General features: G+C 62.2%; 16 protein-coding genes. 5 read left to right on the top strand and 11 right to left on the bottom strand.

The annotated features are described in order from the left end of the window. Positions 1-102 precede the first annotated feature (102 nt). From yghX to GIV35_RS18125, 3 genes are read right to left on the bottom strand one after another with little or no spacing between them, the layout of a single operon-like run. A complete protein-coding gene (yghX, locus tag GIV35_RS18115; RefSeq protein WP_105226988.1) occupies positions 103-990 on the bottom strand; it encodes a YghX family hydrolase in 888 nt (295 codons plus the stop codon). Between the two features lie 44 nt (positions 991-1,034). Continuing rightward, positions 1,035-1,529, bottom strand: coding sequence for a PaaI family thioesterase (locus GIV35_RS18120; protein WP_054897340.1), 495 nt, complete (start codon positions 1,527-1,529; stop codon positions 1,035-1,037). Positions 1,530-1,580: 51 nt separating this feature from the next. Further along, positions 1,581-2,471 carry a DMT family transporter gene (locus GIV35_RS18125; RefSeq protein ID WP_034125991.1) on the bottom strand — a complete coding sequence of 297 codons (891 nt, stop codon included), beginning with the start codon at positions 2,469-2,471 and terminating at the stop codon, positions 1,581-1,583. Between the two features lie 89 nt (positions 2,472-2,560). Here GIV35_RS18125 and GIV35_RS18130 point away from each other — a divergent pair, with 89 nt between their 5' ends. Then, positions 2,561-3,886 carry an aminotransferase-like domain-containing protein gene (locus GIV35_RS18130; protein WP_236265710.1) on the top strand — a complete coding sequence of 442 codons (1,326 nt, stop codon included), beginning with the start codon at positions 2,561-2,563 and terminating at the stop codon, positions 3,884-3,886. Between the two features lie 566 nt (positions 3,887-4,452). Here the strand turns inward: GIV35_RS18130 and GIV35_RS18135 are convergent. Further along, positions 4,453-6,162, bottom strand: a complete 1,710-nt coding sequence (locus GIV35_RS18135; protein WP_236265583.1) for an amidase — start codon at positions 6,160-6,162, stop codon at positions 4,453-4,455. A gap of 191 nt (positions 6,163-6,353) precedes the next feature. On the opposite strand from GIV35_RS18135, the gene GIV35_RS18140 reads away from it, so the two are divergent. Continuing rightward, positions 6,354-6,668, top strand: a complete 315-nt coding sequence (locus GIV35_RS18140; RefSeq protein WP_236265581.1) for a DUF2834 domain-containing protein — start codon at positions 6,354-6,356, stop codon at positions 6,666-6,668. A 191-nt stretch (positions 6,669-6,859) separates the two neighbouring features. Here GIV35_RS18140 and GIV35_RS18145 read toward each other — a convergent pair whose 3' ends face one another. Beyond that, the gene (locus GIV35_RS18145) at positions 6,860-8,071 is read right to left on the bottom strand and encodes an MFS transporter (protein ID WP_003190861.1); all 1,212 of its coding nucleotides are present in this window, start codon (positions 8,069-8,071) and stop codon (positions 6,860-6,862) included. A gap of 102 nt (positions 8,072-8,173) precedes the next feature. Here GIV35_RS18145 and GIV35_RS18150 point away from each other — a divergent pair, with 102 nt between their 5' ends. After that, a complete protein-coding gene (locus GIV35_RS18150; protein WP_198716564.1) occupies positions 8,174-8,995 on the top strand; it encodes an AraC family transcriptional regulator in 822 nt (273 codons plus the stop codon). Here the strand turns inward: GIV35_RS18150 and GIV35_RS18155 are convergent. Further along, on the bottom strand, positions 8,988-10,178 hold the full coding sequence (locus tag GIV35_RS18155; protein ID WP_236265579.1) for an MFS transporter: 1,191 nt from the start codon (positions 10,176-10,178) through the stop codon (positions 8,988-8,990). The genes GIV35_RS18150 and GIV35_RS18155 overlap by 8 nt on opposite strands. Then, complete coding sequence (locus GIV35_RS18160) at positions 10,175-11,197, bottom strand: alpha/beta hydrolase (protein ID WP_034127597.1); 1,023 nt, start codon at positions 11,195-11,197, stop codon at positions 10,175-10,177. Before GIV35_RS18160 ends, GIV35_RS18155 begins: the two co-directional genes overlap by 4 nt. 163 nt (positions 11,198-11,360) lie before the next feature. Here GIV35_RS18160 and GIV35_RS18165 point away from each other — a divergent pair, with 163 nt between their 5' ends. After that, positions 11,361-12,284: an AraC family transcriptional regulator gene (locus tag GIV35_RS18165; RefSeq protein ID WP_236265577.1), complete on the top strand. Its 924-nt coding sequence runs from the start codon at positions 11,361-11,363 to the stop codon at positions 12,282-12,284. Here GIV35_RS18165 and GIV35_RS18170 read toward each other — a convergent pair. After that, the gene (locus tag GIV35_RS18170) at positions 12,259-12,765 is read right to left on the bottom strand and encodes a GAF domain-containing protein (protein ID WP_105226979.1); all 507 of its coding nucleotides are present in this window, start codon (positions 12,763-12,765) and stop codon (positions 12,259-12,261) included. The two genes, GIV35_RS18165 and GIV35_RS18170, sit on opposite strands and share 26 nt — an antisense overlap. Before the next feature lie 53 nt (positions 12,766-12,818). Continuing rightward, positions 12,819-14,321, bottom strand: coding sequence for a glycine betaine/L-proline transporter ProP (gene proP, locus GIV35_RS18175; protein WP_014718644.1), 1,503 nt, complete (start codon positions 14,319-14,321; stop codon positions 12,819-12,821). 491 nt (positions 14,322-14,812) lie between these two features. Between proP and GIV35_RS18180 the strand changes: the two genes are divergently transcribed. Next, positions 14,813-16,216 (top strand): MFS transporter, encoded by a 1,404-nt coding sequence (locus GIV35_RS18180; protein ID WP_236304485.1) that lies wholly within the window; start codon positions 14,813-14,815, stop codon positions 16,214-16,216. Here the strand turns inward: GIV35_RS18180 and GIV35_RS18185 are convergent. Both GIV35_RS18185 and GIV35_RS18190 read right to left on the bottom strand, forming a co-directional pair. After that, positions 16,203-17,048, bottom strand: a complete 846-nt coding sequence (locus GIV35_RS18185; protein WP_236265779.1) for an alpha/beta fold hydrolase — start codon at positions 17,046-17,048, stop codon at positions 16,203-16,205. The genes GIV35_RS18180 and GIV35_RS18185 overlap by 14 nt on opposite strands. After that, the gene (locus GIV35_RS18190; RefSeq protein WP_213152784.1) at positions 17,045-18,028 is read right to left on the bottom strand and encodes a DMT family transporter; all 984 of its coding nucleotides are present in this window, start codon (positions 18,026-18,028) and stop codon (positions 17,045-17,047) included. The genes GIV35_RS18185 and GIV35_RS18190 overlap by 4 nt, the downstream gene beginning before the upstream one ends. Between the last annotated feature and the right edge of the window lie 6 nt (positions 18,029-18,034).

An 18,034-nucleotide genomic window follows, 5' to 3' on the forward strand; every position in this document is an offset into this window, starting at 1 on the left:
AGGTGGGAGCTGGCTTGCCTGCGATAGCGGTCGTGCAGTAACAGGTGCAGCGACTGACACACCGCCTTCGCGGGCAAGCCCGCTCCCACAGTCAGCGCTTGGCTAGGCGAGGTATTGGCGGAACCATCCCAGGGTGCGTTCCCAGGCAAGGTTCGCCGCTGCTTCGTCATAGCGCGGTGTCGAATCATTATGAAAACCATGATTGGCGCCCTTGTAGATAAACGCCTCATACCTCGTCCCCGCGGCTTTCAATGCCTGTTCATACGCCGGCCAGCCTTCATTGATGCGCGTATCCAGTTCACCGAAATGCAACATGATCGGCGCCTTGATGCGTGGCACGTCCTTGGCGTCGGGTTGGCGCCCGTAGAACGACACTGCCGCGCCCAGTTCCGGGTAGGCCACCGCCGCTGCATTGGTCACGCCACCGCCATAACAGAACCCGGTGATGCCGACTTTGCCCGTGCTGCTGTCGTGCTGCATCAGCCATTCGATGGCGGCGAAGAAGTCGTTCATCAGTTTGGTCGGGTCGACGGTCTGCTGCAGGGCCACGCCTTTTTCATCATTGCCAGGGTAGCCGCCCACCGAGGTCAGGCCGTCCGGGGCCAAGGCGATAAAGCCGGCCTTGGCCAGGCGTCGGGCGACGTCTTCGATATAGGGGTTCAGGCCCCGGTTTTCATGCACCACCACCACGGCGGGCAGCTTGCCTGCCGCCTTGGCTGGGCGTACCAGATAGCCGCGCACGGTGCCGTTGCCTTTGGGCGAGGGGTAGGTGATGTAGTCGGCGACGATATCCGGGTCGGTGAATTTCACCTGCTCGGCCAAGGCGTAATTGGGGCTCAGGGCCGCGAGCAATGCCGAAGCGGTGAGGCCACCGAGGGTGAACAGCGCGGCGCGGTCGAGAAATTCGCGGCGGTTGATCTTGCCGTGGGCATAGCCGTCGTAGAGCTCCAGCAGTTCGGGAGCAAAGTCTTTCGCGGTCAGACGAGTCATCGGTGCAGTCCTCGATTAGCGGTTGCCGTCACTGTAGACCAGGATCAAACCTCGCGGCCATGGGCGGCGGCGGCCAGTTGCCCGGTGTCGACGCGCACGAACACCGAGTCGCCGACGGCGGTGAGCACGCTGCCTGCATACACTTCGCAGACCACCCGGCTTTTGCGACCGATTTCGCCTTCGACCCGCGCCCGCAGGACCAGGGGCACGCCCATGGGCGTGGGCTTGATGAATTTGATCCCCAGGTTGCCGGTGACGCAGTCGATGCGCGGCAGGCTGCCGGGTTCACGCTGTTCGGCGCGGTAGTGGTAGGCCATGGCGGTCCAGTTGGAATGGCAGTCCACCAGCATGGCGATCAGGCCACCGTAGACCAGGTCTGGCCAGCCGCTGTATTTGGCCTCGGGTTGATGCTCGGCAATGACGTGTACGCCATCGTCATCCCAGCGGCTCTTGATGTGCAGGCCATGGGGGTTGCTGCTGCCGCAGCCGTAGCAGATGCCTTCCGGCGCCGTGGTGTCCTGGAGAGAAGCGCTGTGCATGCAGAGTCCTTGTTATTTTTTGGGCGACGCTTCTATTTAGCAGGCCAGGGGTTAGCGAGCAAACTTCTTCGCCCCGGCCACGCAGCCGATCACCGCCACCGTCACCAGCACCATGCCCAGGCTGACCTGTTCATGCAGCAAACCCGCTGCCAGCGCCAGGCCGAAGAACGGTTGCAGCAACTGCAACTGGCCGACCGCGGCAATCCCGCCCTGGGCCAGGCCTCGGTACCAGAACACAAAGCCGATCAACATGCTGAACACCGCCACGTAGCCCAGGCTCAACCAGGCCGGCAAGCTGATACCGCTGAGGGTAGACGGCGCCAACAACAGGCTCAAGGGCGCCACCACCGGCAGCGACACCACCAGCGCCCAGCAGATCACCTGCCAGCCGCCCAGGCTGCGCGACAGCTTGGCGCCTTCGGCATACCCCAGGCCGCATGCCAGCACGGCCAACAGCATCAACACATCGCCCGCGGGTGCGGCGCTCAAGCCTTGGGCAACGGCATATCCCATCACCAACAGGCTGCCCAGGATCGAAAACAACCAGAACACCGGCCTCGGCCGTTCACCGCCGCGCAGCACACCGAACACCGCCGTAGCCAGTGGCAGCAGGCCGATAAAGACGATGGAGTGGGCCGAGGTCACGTACTGCAGGGCCAGGGCCGTCAGCAGTGGAAAGCCGATCACCACGCCAAGCGCGACGATAACCAGCGGTGCCCATTGCTGGCGCGTGGGGCGTTTTTCCTTGAATACCCCCAATAGGCACAACCCCAGTAGCGCCGCGAGGGTGGCGCGGATCATGGTCAGGAACACCGGGTCGAACTCCATGACCGCCAGGCGCGTGGCTGGCAGCGAACCGCTGAAAATCACCACGCCGATAAAACCGTTGATCCAACCCTGGGTGCTGCTGTCCAGAGTGCCGAGAGGAGAAGTGCGTTCCATGGGGGACCTGTCCGAAAATGGCAGTTGCGTGCTGGGCATCCTAGGATTGAAGATTAAGACAATCAAAAAATTGTCATGGATACAGCCCTATGCCCCGTGCTCGCTACAAGATGCTGGTCGATACCTTCGCCGAGGCCATCCGCAGCGGCCAATTGCAGCCCGGCACGCGGTTGCCTACCCATCGGCAATTGGCGGCCGAGCATGGCCTGGCGTTGGTCACCGCCAGCCGGGTGTACAGCGAGCTGGAAGCCATGGGCCTGGTCAGTGGCGAAACCGGGCGCGGCACCTTCGTACGTGAGATTGCCTTGCCACCGGGGCAGGGCAGTGGGCAGATGACGGTTGCGACGGGTGTGCTTGACCTGAATTTCAACTACCCGTCGTTGCCGGGCCAGGCCGAGCTGCTGCGCACGGCGTTGCGCCAACTCGCCCTGTCTGGCGACCTGGAGGCGTTGCTGCGTTACCAGCCCCATGCCGGACGTGTGCACGAGCGCGCCGCCGTGGCCCGGCACTTGTTGAACCGAGGGTTGACGGTGCAAGCCGAGCAGGTGCTGGTGGTCAGCGGCGCCCAGCATGGCCTGGCGGTGAGCATGATGACCTTGCTCAAGCCTGGGGATGTGGTCGCGGTGGATGCACTGACCTATTCGGGGTTCAAGGTGCTGGCCGAAACCCTGCACCTGGAACTGGTCGCCATCCCAGTCACGGCCAACGGCCCGAACCTGGACCACCTGCACAGCCTGTGTCGCCAGCGCCCGGTGCGAGCGGTGTACAGCATGCCGACCCTGCATAACCCGCTGGGCTGGGTGATGAGCCTGGCGCAGCGTGAGCGCTTGGTGGCAATCGCCCGGCAGCACAAGCTGATGATCATCGAGGATGGCGCCTATGCGTTTCTCGCCGAAGAAGCGCCGCCACCCTTGGCGACCCTCGCACCGGAGCGCACGGTGTACATCGGCGGGCTGTCCAAGAGTGTCGCCACCGGTTTACGCGTGGGCTTTATCGCTGCGCCTATGGCTTGGGTGAGCGGCTTGGAACGCACGATCATGGCTACCACCTGGAACGTGCCGGGGGTGATGAGCGCGATTGCGGTGGGCTGGCTCGAAGATGGGACGGTGACGCAACTGGAGGCGCAAAAGCGTGCGGATGCCCAGGCCCGTCAGGCGTTGGCGGCGCAGGTGCTGAGAGGGGTGAAGACCATCAGCCATCCGTCATCCTACTTTCTGTGGCTACCGTTGGCGGAGGACGCCCGCGCCGATCAGGTCGCCATGACCTTGCAGCGCGCGGGCATCTCTGTTTCAACCGCCGAACCGTTCGCGATCTCGGCCCAGGTGCCCCACGCGCTGCGCCTGGCACTGGGGTCGGTGCCCATGGCGGCGTTGCGTGAGGCGCTGGTGACGGTGCGTAAGGTGGTGGCGTGGTGAGCGAACACATAGCCACAGGGCTTGATTTGAAATACGGGCAAAATGTGGGAGCTGGCTTGCCACCTATGGCGGCCCGACAGCCGGCACCAATCTACCTGATGCTCCGGGATCTAAATGTGGGAGCTGGCTTGCCTGCGATGGCGGCCTGACAGCCGACACTGTTATACCGAGTACATATCCATTCCTGCGGTAACGGCCACTTAGGGTTCCGCCTGACGGCGGGTCACTTTCGAAAAGCGCGAAAGTAACCAAAGCGCTCTTGCCCCACCACTCGGCACCTCGCTTAGGCTCGGTGTGCCCGAACGCAGGCTTGAATCCGTGGGCCGCCGCCACGCGCCATCCATGGCGCGGGGCGGCTAACCCGGCGTCCTGCCGGGTTACCCACGAATTCAAGCCTGCGTTCGGCCAGCGTGGTTTAACGGGGCGCCTGAGATCAAGATCAAAAGCAGATCAAGATCAAGAGCGGCTCGCTTCGCATCGTGGTTACCTTTGGGCGGCACATTCGACATCTCTGTCGATTGAACGGTCGCCATCGCAGGCAAGCCAGCTCCCACAGGTGACCGCGTTTAGCGGGCTGCCAATGGTGGCGTACGCGGCGGGATCATCCGTTTGCTGCCGGTGGCTTCGAACGCCGAGGCAAAGCGCAACAGCGCCGAATCGTCATAGGCACGCCCGGCAAAGGTCAGCCCCACCGGCATGCCGATGTCCGCCATCACGCCCATCGGCACGGTGACGGTGGGCACGCCCAGGTGGCGGATGGCTAGGTTGCCGTTGGCGACCCACACGCCGTTGCTCCAGGCAATGTCGGCGGAGGCTTCGTTCACATCGGCATCCGCCGGGCCTACATCGGCCACGGTGGGGAACAGCACGGCGTCCAGCCCGAGGGTATTCATCCAGTCTTCCAGGTCCAGGCGCCGGGTTTGCTCCAGGCCGCGCAGGCCATCGGGCACGGTGCTGATCTGGTCCCATGGCGTGATGCCGCGTTGGGCCATGCGCACGTATTCGTCCATGCCAGCGGCCAGGTCGTCTTCACGGTTGGGCAGGGTACCGGGGTCGTGGGGGAAGATGCTCGGCCCGTCCACATCGGCCAGGCGGTTCAGGTGCGGGTCGCCGTTGGCACGCAGGAAATCATCGAAGGCCCATGCAGACAGCTCCCACAGCTCGTCGTGGAGGAACTCTTTAGAGACCAGGCCACGGGTAAACACCGTCGGCGCGCCGGGGCGGTCGCCTTCGCAGTTGGACACCAGCGGGAAATCCACTTCGATCACTTCGGCACCCGCCGCTTCCAATGCCTGGCGCGCGGCTTGCCACAGTTCGATCACCGTGGCGCGGGTGTGGATCTTTTGTCCGGTCGGGCCGCCGATACCGGGTTTTTCGCTGGTGCCAGCCTCCGGGTCGGCGTTGATGTACATGCGCGGCACGCCAAAGCGCTTGCCGGCCAGGTTTTCGCTGTCGACTGCCAGCGCCGCGTAGGACACCGGGCGCACCGAGGTGACGCTGGGGATCGGCACCCAGGGTTGCAGGCGCCACAGGTCACCACGTGTGTCCGGGTCTTCGGCCACCACGACGTCGAGCACTTCCAGCAGGTCGGCCATGGTGCGCGCGTAGGGCACCACCACGTCCATGGTCGGGGTCAGCGGCCAGTTGCCGCGCACCGAAATCACGCCACGGGACGGCGTGTAGGCACACAGGCCATTATTGGAGGCCGGGCCGCGACCGCTGGACCAGGTTTCTTCAGCCAGCCCGAACGCGGCAAAGCTGGCGGCGGTGGCGGTACCAGCGCCGTTGGAGGAACCCGACGCAAACGGCGCGGTGAGGTAGTCGGCGTTGTAGGGGCTTTCGGCGCGACCGTACACGCCACGCTGCATACCGCCATTGGCCATTGGCGGCATGTTGGTCTTGCCCAGGCAGATAGCGCCACCGGCACGCAGACGTTCAATGGTGAAGGCATCGCGCTGGGCCACCAGCTTGGCAAACGCCGGGCTGCCGGATGCAGCCGTCAACCCCTTGACCAGGTAACTGTCCTTGGCGGTGTAAGGAATGCCATCCAGCTGCCCCAGGGTTTGCCCCTTGGCGCGGCGTGCATCAGACGCCTGGGCTTCTTTGAGCGCATCGGGGTTGCGTACCACCACGGCGTTCAGCGCAGTGGCCGTCTGCGGGCCATCGTAGGCATCGATCCGCGCCAGGTACGCCTGCACCAGTTCAACTGCCGTGGTCTGGCCGGCTTCAAGCGCAGCGCGCAATTGGGCAATGGAGACTTCAGTAACTTGCATCACGTTTTTTTCGCCGCCTTCAAGTGGGGGTATGGCGGCAGTCTACGTACAGATATTTCACAAAACCAGCGCGGCATACTTCGTGTAGGCGGCGCGCAGGACATCTCGAGAAAGACGTCTGCAGGATTGCGAGCGGCAGCCTCTTGTCGCTAAGGTGGCCGCGTTGATTAACGTAGCACTTCAAGGAAGAAACCATGCACAGACCTTATGTCGCCCTGGCGGCCTTGCTCGGGTTTACCCTCTATACGGTGGCGACCATGCTCACGGCCGAGCAGTCACTGCTGGCATTTGGTTGGGAACTGATGTCCCGGCCCGATACGGCGCAGGTGGTGATTGACCTGTATCTGATGGCGGTGCTGGCGTGTGTGTGGATGTACCGGGATGCGCGTGGGCGAGGGCGGTCGATGGTCTCAGTGCTGCCGTATTTTTTACTGACGGCAGTGTTTGTATCGGTAGGGCCGTTGCTTTATGTCGTGGTTAATGGGTTTTCTCGTCGGGTCATGAAGTGAGGCTTGTTGCTGCCGTAACGACCTGCCAGCGACACTGATCTACCTGACGCACGACGATCCAAAGTGGGAGCTAGTGGTGTCAGATAAATATGCGCCGACTGTCAGGCCGTCACGGGAGCAAGCTCCCTCGCCACAGGTCCCGCGTCGCCCCAAAGTTGTAGATAACTACGGCTATGGGGCGACGTGATCGATCAAACGCCTTTGGTCGACGGCAACAGTACCGTGAGGATGCCCACCAGCGGCAGGAACGAGCACAGCTTGTACACGTATTCGATGCCGTGATGGTCAGCGAGCATCCCGAGCAGCGCCGCGCCGATCCCGCTGAAGCCGAACATCAGGCCGAAGAATATCCCGGCGATCATGCCCACATTGCCCGGCACCAGTTCCTGGGCAAACACCACGATGGCCGAGAACGCCGAGGCGATGATAAAGCCGATGACCACGCTGAGTACGGCGGTCCAGAACAGGTCGACGTAGGGCAGGGCCAGGGTGAACGGTGCGGCGCCGAGGATCGAGAACCAGATGACTTTCTTGCGGCCGATCTTGTCGCCGATCGGGCCGCCGGCGAAGGTGCCCACGGCCACTGCGCCGAGGAACAGGAACAGGTACATCTGCGAGCTGGCCACCGACAGCTGGAATTTCTCGATCAGGTAGAACGTGAAGTAACTGGTCAGGCTGGTCATGTACCAGTATTTGGAGAACACCAGCACAGCCAGTACCACCAGGGCGAAGGTCACGCGGCCTTTGGACAAACCGTGGGTCGCCTGGCTGCCTTGCTTGAGCTTGAACAGGTTGAGGTGGTGGCGGTACCAGCGGCTCAAACCGTACAGCACCAGGATGGCGAACACCGCAAACAGGCCGAACCAGGCAATGTGGCTTTGGCCGTAGGGAATGATGATTGCCGCCGCCAGCAACGGGCCGAAAGCGCTGCCGGTGTTGCCGCCGACCTGGAAGGTCGATTGCGCCAGGCCGTAGCGCCCACCGGAAGCCAGGCGTGCGACGCGAGAGGTTTCCGGATGGAAGGTCGATGACCCCACACCCACCAGCGCCGCCGCGAGCAATATCGCCGGGAAGTTGCCGACAAAGGCCAGCATCAGGATGCCGATCAAGGTGCACACCATGCCCGCTGGTAATAACCAGGGTTTGGGGTGGCGGTCGGTGTGGTAGCCGATCCACGGTTGCAGCAGCGAGGCGGTCAACTGGAAGGTCAGGGTGATCAGGCCGACCTGGGTGAAGCTCAGGCCGTAGTTGGCCTTGAGCATCGGGTAGATCGATGGCAGCACAGCCTGGATCAAGTCATTGATCAGGTGCGCCAGGGCACAGGCGCCCAGGACGCGCATGACTAAGGGGCTTACTTGCGGGCTGGTCGAAGGTGCGGCGGGTGACGCTGTGACTGTGGACATGCGGGCATTCCGTACAAGGCAGCTGACAGGCGTGGAGGCGGGCGGCGGTGATGTGAACCGCCACTCCATCTGGACTCGGCGTTTATGCTAGATTCGGCGCCAATGCCTGTCTCGCGCAATTCGGGCAGAAACCATCGCAAAAAGGGCGAAATGATCAAATCACTGGATAAATTTCTGCGAGAGATCGATGAGGGCGACTGGGCCGTCATCAGTTCGGCCACCGATTACCCCGAAAACTGGGTGATCCCCGAACACAGCCACAACAAGCACCAACTGCTGTACGCCATTGGCGGTGTGATGGTGGTGTACTCGGCCCTGAGGCAATGGACGGTGCCGCCCAATCGTGGCTTTTGGATGCCTTGCGGTCAAGTTCACTCACTGCGTTGCGTGGGTACGCTGAAGATGCGCAGCGTGTTCGTGCGCCCGGACAGCTTCCCCAACCTGCCGGCCGAGCCCAAGACGGTGACGGTTTCGCCGCTGCTGAGTGAACTGATCAAGGCCTCGGTGAGCTTGAAGCCGCCGTATGCCGAGGATTCACGCGACGCGCGGATCATGCACCTGATTCTTGACGAACTGGCCATTCTCCCGGCCTTGCCGCTGTCGCTGCCCCAGCCTGCCGACCCGCGTCTGAGACCGATTTGCCTGGCGTTGCAGGATGAGCCGAGTGATGCCTCCACCGTGGCCGACTGGAGTGCGCGGTTGGGATTGGACCAGACCACCATCCAGCGCCTTTTCCGCAAGGAAACCGGCATGACTTTCGGCCAATGGCGCCAGCAGGCGCGGTTGCTGCTGGCGCTGGAGCGCATTGCGGTGGGGGAGAAGATCATTGATGTGGCGTTTGAATTGGGCTACGAAAGCCCCAGCGCTTTTACCAGCATGTTCAAGAAACAGTTTGGTAAAACGCCAAGTCATTTTTTCAAGTAGCGTCGCTCGCCATGCGCGCATGAGCAGGGCGGCGGGATGCCAGGTAAGCCAGCAGCGTGGCGACTACCAGCAAGGCGGCGCTCAGCTCGAAGGTGGCCCGGTAGCCGCTCAAGTCGAATGCCACGCCACCGACGGTGGCACCGGCGGCAATCGCCAACTGGATGATGGCGACCATCAACCCCCCGCCGGCCTCAGCGTCGTCGGGCAAGGTGCGCGCCAGCCATGTCCACCAGCCAACCGGTGCAGCAGTCGCTACCAGGCCCCAGCAGCCCAACAGCAGGGTGGTGACAATCGCTGAACCGCCGAACCCCACCAGCGCAAGGGCAATGCCGGCCATGATCAACGGAATGGCAATCAGCGTCGGGTACAGGTGACGCTTGAGCAAATGCTCAATCAACACCGTACCCGCCAGGCCGGCCAGGCCGAGCACCAGCAGCATCAGCGACAGGGTGGACACCTCGACCCGGGTCACGCCTTCCAGGAACGGCCGCAGGTAAGTGAACAGCATGAACTGGCCCATGAAGAACAGGCTGACGGCGCACATGCCCAAGGCCACCTTGGCGTTTTTCAGCAGGCGCAGCGCATTGCCGGTGGCCGCCGTGCCGCTGTGCTTGAGCGCCGGCAAGCTCAGCCACAGCCAGGCCAGTGCAATCACGGCCACTGGCACCACGCAAAAGAATGCGCCGCGCCAGCCAATCAGGCCGCCAAGAAAGCTGCCCAGCGGCGCCGCGATCACCGTCGCCAGGGCGTTGCCACCGTTGACGATGGCCAAGGCCCTTGGCACTTGGGCGGGTTCGACCAGGCGCATTGCCGTGGCCGCCGACAGTGACCAGAAGCCGCCAATCGCCACCCCAATCAACGCGCGCCCGAGCATGAACACCGCGTAATTCGGCGCGAACGCCACCACGCTGCCAGAGACGATCATCAGCAGAGTCAGGGCCATCAGCAGGCGCTTGCGATCCATCCGCGCGGCAACCGCCGCGATCACCAGGCTGGTGAGCAAGGCAAACACCCCGGACACGGAAATGCCCTGGCCGGCCTGGCCTTCAGTGATGTGCAAGTCAGCGGCCAGCGGTGTCAGCAGGCTGACCGGCATGAATTCGGAGGCGACCAAGGCAAACGCCGCGAGCGACATCGCCAGCACCGCGCCCCAGCGTTGCGGTTGAGGGGTAACGGAACTCACTGCAAGTGGCTCTGGAAGAAGGTGGTGAGCGTGTCAAACGGGATCAGTTCGACGCGGTCGTACAGGTCTACATGGCCGGCGTTGGGGATGATCAGCAATTGCTTGGGCTCGGCGGCGCGTTGATAGGCGTCTTCACTGAATTCACGGGAGTGCGCGTTGGCCCCGGTAATCAGCAGCAGTGGGCGCGGCGAGATCGTCTCGATATCGTTGAAGGGGTAGAAGTTCATGAACTTGACGTTGCTGGTCAGCGTCGGCCGGGTGGTGGTTTGCGATGAGGCGCCTGCCGGGGTGACTTCGCCGCGCGGGGTGCGGTAGAAGTCGTAGAACTCGTCGCCGACCGGGTCGCCGGTAAGGCTCTGCGGCGTGCCACCGGTGTAGAGGGTCTCGCCGCCCTGGAACTCTACATAGCGCTGGTTGGCGGCCTGGCGCAGGATCTGCTGGCGCTGTTGCAAGGTCATGCCGTGCTTGAGGCCATTGCGGTTGGCCGCGCCCATGTCGTACATGCTGACGGTGGCGATTGCCTTGAGACGCGGATCGATCTTCGCAGCACTGATCACAAAACTGCCGCTGCCACAAATGCCGATGGCACCGATGCGTTCCCGGTCGACCTGTGGGCGAGTGCCGAGAAAGTCCACGGCGGCGCTGAAGTCTTCCACGTATAGGTCGGGCAACACCGCGTTGCGTGGTGTGCCGGCGCTTTGGCCCCAGAACGACAGGTCCAGGGACAGGGTCACGAAACCCTGCTCAGCCATTTTGGTCGCGTAGAGGTTGGCGCTTTGCTCTTTGACGGCGCCCATCGGGTGGCCGACGACCAGGGCTGCGTGCTTTGAGCCTGGGGCAAGGTGCCTGGGCATGAACAGCGTGCCTGCGACCTGCATGCCGTATTGATTGTTGAAGGTGACAGGTTCGGCCGTCACTGTGTCGCTGCTGTAGAAGTTATCCGCACCGTTAGACATATCGGCTCCAAATGAAGAAAGAGAAGTCACCAGCAAACCCAGGGCGAGCAAGAGGCGTTTCATAGGGGTGTTCCTCGAGAAGTGTTCGCACATTTTCCGGGTGACGGCAGGGCTTCTGTAGTGCATTTGAGTGGATTACTTGCCTGATCCTCTGAGTTTCAGTGCCAGGTGACGACGCCCGTGGCTTGCGCGGGTAAAGTGCAATGAAGCATTGAAAGGGTCTGTCATGACGTCCACTCCCACCCCCCTGAACGCGCTGATCCAGTCGGTTGGTTCGCGCACGCCGTTGTCCGGCGACTACGCCATGCCGATCCCCGGCCTGGGCTTTTATCGGCGTGAGCAACCCGCTGCGCCGGTGGTGTGCATGGTTGAGCCGTGCATCGTGCTGGTGGCCCAGGGCGAGAAGCAGTTGTGGGTCGGCGGCGAGGGCTACCCCTACGACACTTCCCGGTTCCTGGTGACATCGCTGGACATCCCGGCCAATTCCGAGGTGCTGGCGGCCAGCCCCGAGCAGCCGTGCCTGGGGCTGACGTTCAAGCTGGACCTGCGCATGCTCGCCGAGCTGATCGCCCAGAGTGGCTTGCCGCCGGTGCGTGAGCGCGCAGTCATGAAGGGTGTGGGGATCGGCACGGTCACCGACGGCATGCTGGCCGCATTCGCGCGTCTGGTGGCGTTGCTGGATGAACCCGAGGCTATTCCGGTACTCGCGCCATTGATCCAGCGCGAGATTCATTACCGGCTATTGAAAAGCGACCAGGCCGGCCGACTGCGCCAGATCTGCTCGGTGGACGGGCAGGGCTATCGAATTGCCAAGGCGATCGACTGGCTGAAGTTGAATTTCGACGCGGCCCTGCGTGTGGAAGAGCTGGCAGCGCGGGTGCAAATGAGCGCGGCGACCTTTCACCATCACTTCCGGCAACTGACCGCGATGAGCCCGCTGCAATACCAGAAATGGCTGCGTCTGAATGAAGCACGACGATTGATGTTGAACGAGCACCAGGATGTCTCCAGTGCCGCGTTCAAAGTCGGGTATGAGAGCCCGTCGCAATTCAGCCGTGAGTACAGCCGGCTGTTCGGGGTGCCGCCCAAGCGTGATATGGCAACACTGCGGGGCAGGGCGGGTGTCAGTGATCCGCAGGGGTCAGATTAGCGTAAAAGATGCAGCCAATCAGCCGTGCGAACAGGCTCAGGGTTTCCGGCAGGTTCGGGTCGTCGAACAGCATGGCCCGTGAGTCCAGCGCACACAGCGCCCCGAACAGGCGGCCATCGGGCAGGAAGATCGGCGCGCCGGCGTAGCTTTCGATGGCGTATTGCTTGACCACCGGGCGTGACGCGAAACGGCCGTTCTGGCTGATCTGGGGAATGAACAGGGTGTGTGGGTTGATGCAGAACTCACTGCACAGGGTGGTTTCAAGGTCGAGTACGTCGTCGACGTTGATGCCCATTTGCAGCGGGTCGTAGGCCGAACACACCACCCATTCCAGGTCGGTGAACTTGGCGATGCCGGCGAACCTCATCCCGGTCAGACGGGTGACCAGCTTGAGAATGTTGGTGGTTGCTTCAATTTCGGCAATCGCGGCGCGCTCGTCTGCGCTGAGTAACCTGTGTGCGGCGGTGACGCTTGAAACCATGCTGAACGCTCCAATGGCGTGGTCGCAGGCCGCGACCACGCACAGTCAGGTTATTAGTTGATGCGCGGGTGTTGCTGTACCAGGTTTTCCCGCTTGGTCTGCAGCGCGGCAATCTCGGCATCGATGTCTTCGATCTTCTGCTCGATATTGTCGTGATGCTCCTGCAGCAGCTCCTTGGCTTCTTCCATGTCGGAAGCCGCCGGGGCCGCGCCACGCAGGGGCTTGTTGGCGGTTTCCTTCATGGTCAGGCCCGTGATCAGTCCAACCACTGCAAACACCATCAGGTAATAGGCGGGCATGTACAGGTCGTTGGTGCTCTCCACCAGCCAGGCCACGGCGGTCGGCGTAACACCGGCGATCAGTACCGAGACGTTGAACGCACTGGCCAGGGCGCTGTAGCGCAGGTGGGTGGGGAACATTGCTGGCAAGGTCGACGCCATCACGCCGATAAAGAAGTTCAGCACCACCGCCAGAATCAACAGGCCGCCGAAAATCAGGCCGGTCTTGCCACTGGTGATCAGCATGAAGGCCGGGATCGACAGGAACAGCAGGCCAATGCTGCCGGCGATGATGAAAGGCTTGCGGCCGATCTTGTCGCTGACAAAACCAATGAACGGCTGCACGAACAACATACCGACCATGATCGCGATGATGATCAGCACGCCGCTGTTTTCGGCATAGTGCAGGTTGTGGGACAGATAGCTCGGCATGTAGGTGAGCAGCATGTAGTAGGTCACGTTGGTGGCCGCGACGATACCGATGCAGGTCAGCAGGCTGCGCCAGTGCTTGGTGGCGATTTCCTTGAACGAGACTTTAGGGCCGTGGCTCAGGCCTTCGCGGTCACCCTGTTCGAGTTTGTCGACATGCTGTTGAAACGCCGGGGTTTCTTCCAGCGCGTGGCGCAGGTACAGGCCGATGATGCCCAGGGGCAGGGCGAGGAAGAACGGCAGGCGCCAGCCCCAGGCCTCGAATTCTGCTTCACCGAGCACGGTGGAGATCAACACCACCACACCCGCGCCGAGCACGAAACCGGCGATGGAGCCGAAGTCCAGCCAGCTGCCAAGGAAGCCGCGCTTGCGGTCCGGGGCGTACTCAGCCACGAAAATCGACGCGCCGGTGTACTCGCCGCCCACCGAGAAACCCTGGGCCATTTTGCACAGCAGCAACAGGATCGGGGCCCAGATGCCAATGGAGGCATAGCCGGGGATCAAGCCGATGGCAAAGGTGCTCAAGGACATGATCACGATGGTGGCGGCCAGGACTTTTTGCCGCCCGTACTTATCGCCCAGTGCGCCGAAGAACAGGCCGCCCAGCGGGCGAATCAGGAAAGGTACGGAGAAGGTGGCCAGTGCTGCGATCATCTGCACGCTGGGGGACGCGTCGGGGAAGAACACCTTGCCCAGCACATAGGCGACAAAGCCATAGACGCCAAAGTCGAACCACTCCATGGCATTGCCAAGTGCGGCGGCGGTGATCGCCTTGCGCATCTTGTTGTCGTCGACAATGGTGATGTCTTTCAATCCGATGGGTTTGACGCGTTTTTTACGTAGTTTCATGCGGGCCACTCAAAAGCTGAACAGGGGAGGTGCCATCGCTACGATGGCACCGCTCTGTCAGTTCAGATACAAGTGGACACGAAATAATTCACCGCTTTGTGTATTTTTTATCGCATGGGATGAAACGTCGGTTTTCGAGGCTTATGCATAACTAGCGGCAAAACAGATCAAATGTGGGAGTTGTCGAGCCCCGGCGAGGCTACGAAGGCGGCGGTATTGTTGGCATTTGCGTTGCCTGACCTGCCGCCATCGCGGCCTCGCTAAAGCTCGAGCGCTCCCACAGGGGGTTGTCTTTGTTGATACTGACTGATGTTGAGGCTATGTCATCCTATAACTTCACAAACCTGACCTTTTCCTATTCCACGTAGATGCTGGATAAGCGGCAATCTTTGCGATTGACACAGCGTGGGCGTCTCGCTATAAAACTCGCAGTTGTACGACGACATATGACGTTACATATGTCCTACCTAACAAAAATAAAAAGTGATGCCATGAATCTGAACGAGCCCATCAGTGCCCTTCGTGTCGGCCAGGCGGTCGGCAGCTATCGCTGGACGATCTGCGCGATGTTGTTTTTCGCGACCACGGTCAATTACCTCGACCGCCAGGTGCTCAGCCTCTTGGCACCGCAACTGTCAACGCAGTTTGGCTGGAGCAACACCGATTACGCCAACATCGCGGCGGTGTTCCAGTTTGTCTACGCCATTTCCATGCTGTTTGCCGGGCGCTTCGTCGACAGGATCGGCACCAAGGCCGCCTATGTGGTAGCCATTGGCATCTGGTCCACTGGCGCGATCATGCATGCGTTTTCGGTGCCGATGGGCGAGGGCATCGCGGCGGTCAGTGGTGCCATTGGCCTGGCCGTAATCCCGGTGTCCATTGCCGGTTTCATGCTCTCACGAGCGGTATTGGCGATTGGCGAAGCGGGTAACTTCCCGATCGCGATCAAGGCCACTGCCGAATATTTCCCCAAGAAAGAACGCTCCCTGGCCACCGGCATCTTCAACTCCGGGGCCAACGTCGGTGCGATCCTGGCGCCAATCTGTGTGCCACTGATTGCTGGTATGTGGGGCTGGGAGGCGGCGTTTATGGTCATTGGCATGCTGGGTTTTGTCTGGGTAGCCGTGTGGGCCGCCGTGTACGAAAAACCGGAACAGCAAAAACGCCTGTCACCTGAAGAGCTGGCCTACATTCGCAGCGACCAGATCGTACAGCCGTTCACCCCGGCACCGACGGGCACCTCTGTGAAGAAAGTCTCCTGGTTCAAATTGTTGACCTACCGCCAGACCTGGGCGTTTGCCTTCGGCAAGTTCATGACCGACGGCGTGTGGTGGTTTTTCCTGTTCTGGTTGCCCACCTACCTGTCTGCCCAATACGGCATGAAAGGCGCCGATATCGTGATGCCGCTGGCGGTGCTGTACAGCATGACCATGGTCGGCAGTATTGGCGGCGGCTGGTTCCCCAGCTACTTCATGGCGCGCGGCGATGCCCCCTATGACGGGCGCATGAAAGCCATGCTGGTGATTGCGCTGTTCCCGCTCGTGGTGTTGCTGGCGCAGCCGTTGGGTTACCTGAGCTTCTGGGTGCCGGTGCTGCTGATCGGTGTGGGCGCTTCGGCACACCAGGCGTGGTCATGCAACATTTTCACCACCGTGTCCGATATGTTCCCGCAGAAAACCGTGGCTTCGGTGGTCGGCATAGGCGGCATGGCCGGTGGCCTGGGCGGCGTGCTCATGACCAAGATCGGGGGCTGGGTGTTCGACTATTACAAGTCCATCAACGACATCCATACCGGCTACATGATCATGTTTGCCATCTGCGCCCTGGCTTACCTGGTGGCCTGGAGCGTGATGAAGACGCTGGTGCCGCGCCACAAGGAAATCACTGATCTGTGACGCTGGCTAGAAAGGTCATCAAGGCAGCGGTGATGACCTCGGGCGCGTCCTCTTGCATAAGATGCCCCGCCCGCGGGACGCGCAGGTAGCGTGCACCTAATCTATCTGCGAGCGCATCGCCCTGTGCCACGTTGATCCATTGGTCCTCCTCTCCCCAGAGCAATTGCACCGGGCAACGCAGCTCGGCGAGCCGGTCTTCAATCGTGTCGGTATAGCGCTGGTCCATCTGTGCAATCTGGCGATAGAAGGCGGGCTGGCCAATCTCGCCTGTCCAGGGTGTGACGTAGGCGAGCAGCACCTCGGCAGGCAGCGGCGTGAAGGCGGCGCCCTGTAGATAGGCACGCACAAGCGCCTCATGGATATAGGCCGGCGCGTCGCTGAAGGCCTGTTCATGGCGGCGCACATGCTGCACCAGCGGCGAACCCCAGGGCGCCATGGCGACGGGGTCGATCAAGGACAGGCTGGCATAGTCGCAGCCATCGAGCAGATGCGCACGCAGTGCCGTGGCACCGCCAAAATCATGGGCCAGCACATGGGGGCGTTCCAGGCCCCAATGGTGCAGCAGGGCGGCGAGCAACAGGTTTTGCACGCCCAGAGACACGTCCTGGCCCGGCGCCTGTTCAGACTGGCCATAGCCAAGCAGGTCGTAATAGAACACGCGGTACTGCTGGGCAAACAAGGGCGCGATACGCCGCCACACATGGGAGGAGAACGGCGTGCCATGCACCATCACCAGCGCCGGCCCCTGGGTACCCAGTTGGCCCCAGCGCACGGCTTGAGTGCGGAAGTCAAAGGTGTGGGGCAGTGCCAGTGCGTCGTTTGAATGGGTCATGGTTGAGTCTCCCCTAAGGTCTGATGGGTTGTGGCGGGTTTTGCCTGCGCCAGGAGGATACGAACCGCCATGACCACGCCGACGAGCACGGCAGCCAGGCCCACGGCTTCCATTGGCGTCGGCCAGCGCTGGTGAAAGCCTAGACCGAGCAGGCTGGCGAAGAGTGATTCCAGGGCAATCAACTGACCGCTCAGTACCATGGGCAGGCGCCGGGTTGCCGCGTTCCAGGCCCAGGCGCCGACCACCGTGGACATCACCGCGATGCCCAGGCTCCAGGCATACAGCGGCCATGCCTGGCTCCAAGCCGCGCCAAGGGTCGGCAACCGGAACAAGCCCAGCGCATATAGCCATGGCATCAGGCACAGCGCCGCGCCGCCTGCGCCTACCAGCATCAGGGCAGTCCACAGGCCGGTTGCGCTGGCTGGCAGGCGCGCCAGTTGCTGTTGATTGATGACGCTGAACCCCAGCCACAAGGCCACTGCGCCCAGGGAGAAGCACAGAGCCGCCAGCCAGGAACCGGTGCCGGAGGCGGGCAGTTGGAGGCTGCTGACCGTGGCCAGCAACAGCCCCACGGTGAGGCAGGACAACGGCATCACCAACTGGCGCCATTGCAGGGTCTTGTGACTGGCGTTGCCTATCAACGCCAGTAGCACCGGGACCATGCCGACAAACGCTGGCGTCAGCACCGGGCCGCCGAACATCACTCCGGCAGCAATGCACACGCCATAACCGAGGCAACCCAGTGCGCCGAGTGCTGCCGCGAGCACGCACTGGCCGGTGCTGAGCACACTCAATTGCGCCCCGCACACCATCATCCAGACGAGACCCAGCCCACCGGCCATCAGAAACCGTACGGCCATCAAGTCGTAGAGGCTGTAGAGGCCCGTGACGTAGGGCGCAATGAAGTTCAGCGCCCAGCCCAGGGTGGCGACAACGGCAAATATCACACCGGTAAAGAGTGAGGCGCGGGCGCTGGTCATCAGGCT

It is taken from the genome of Pseudomonas sp. PA-1-6B (assembly GCF_021609545.1).
GTDB classification, from domain to species: Bacteria; Pseudomonadota; Gammaproteobacteria; order Pseudomonadales; family Pseudomonadaceae; genus Aquipseudomonas; species Aquipseudomonas fluorescens_BV.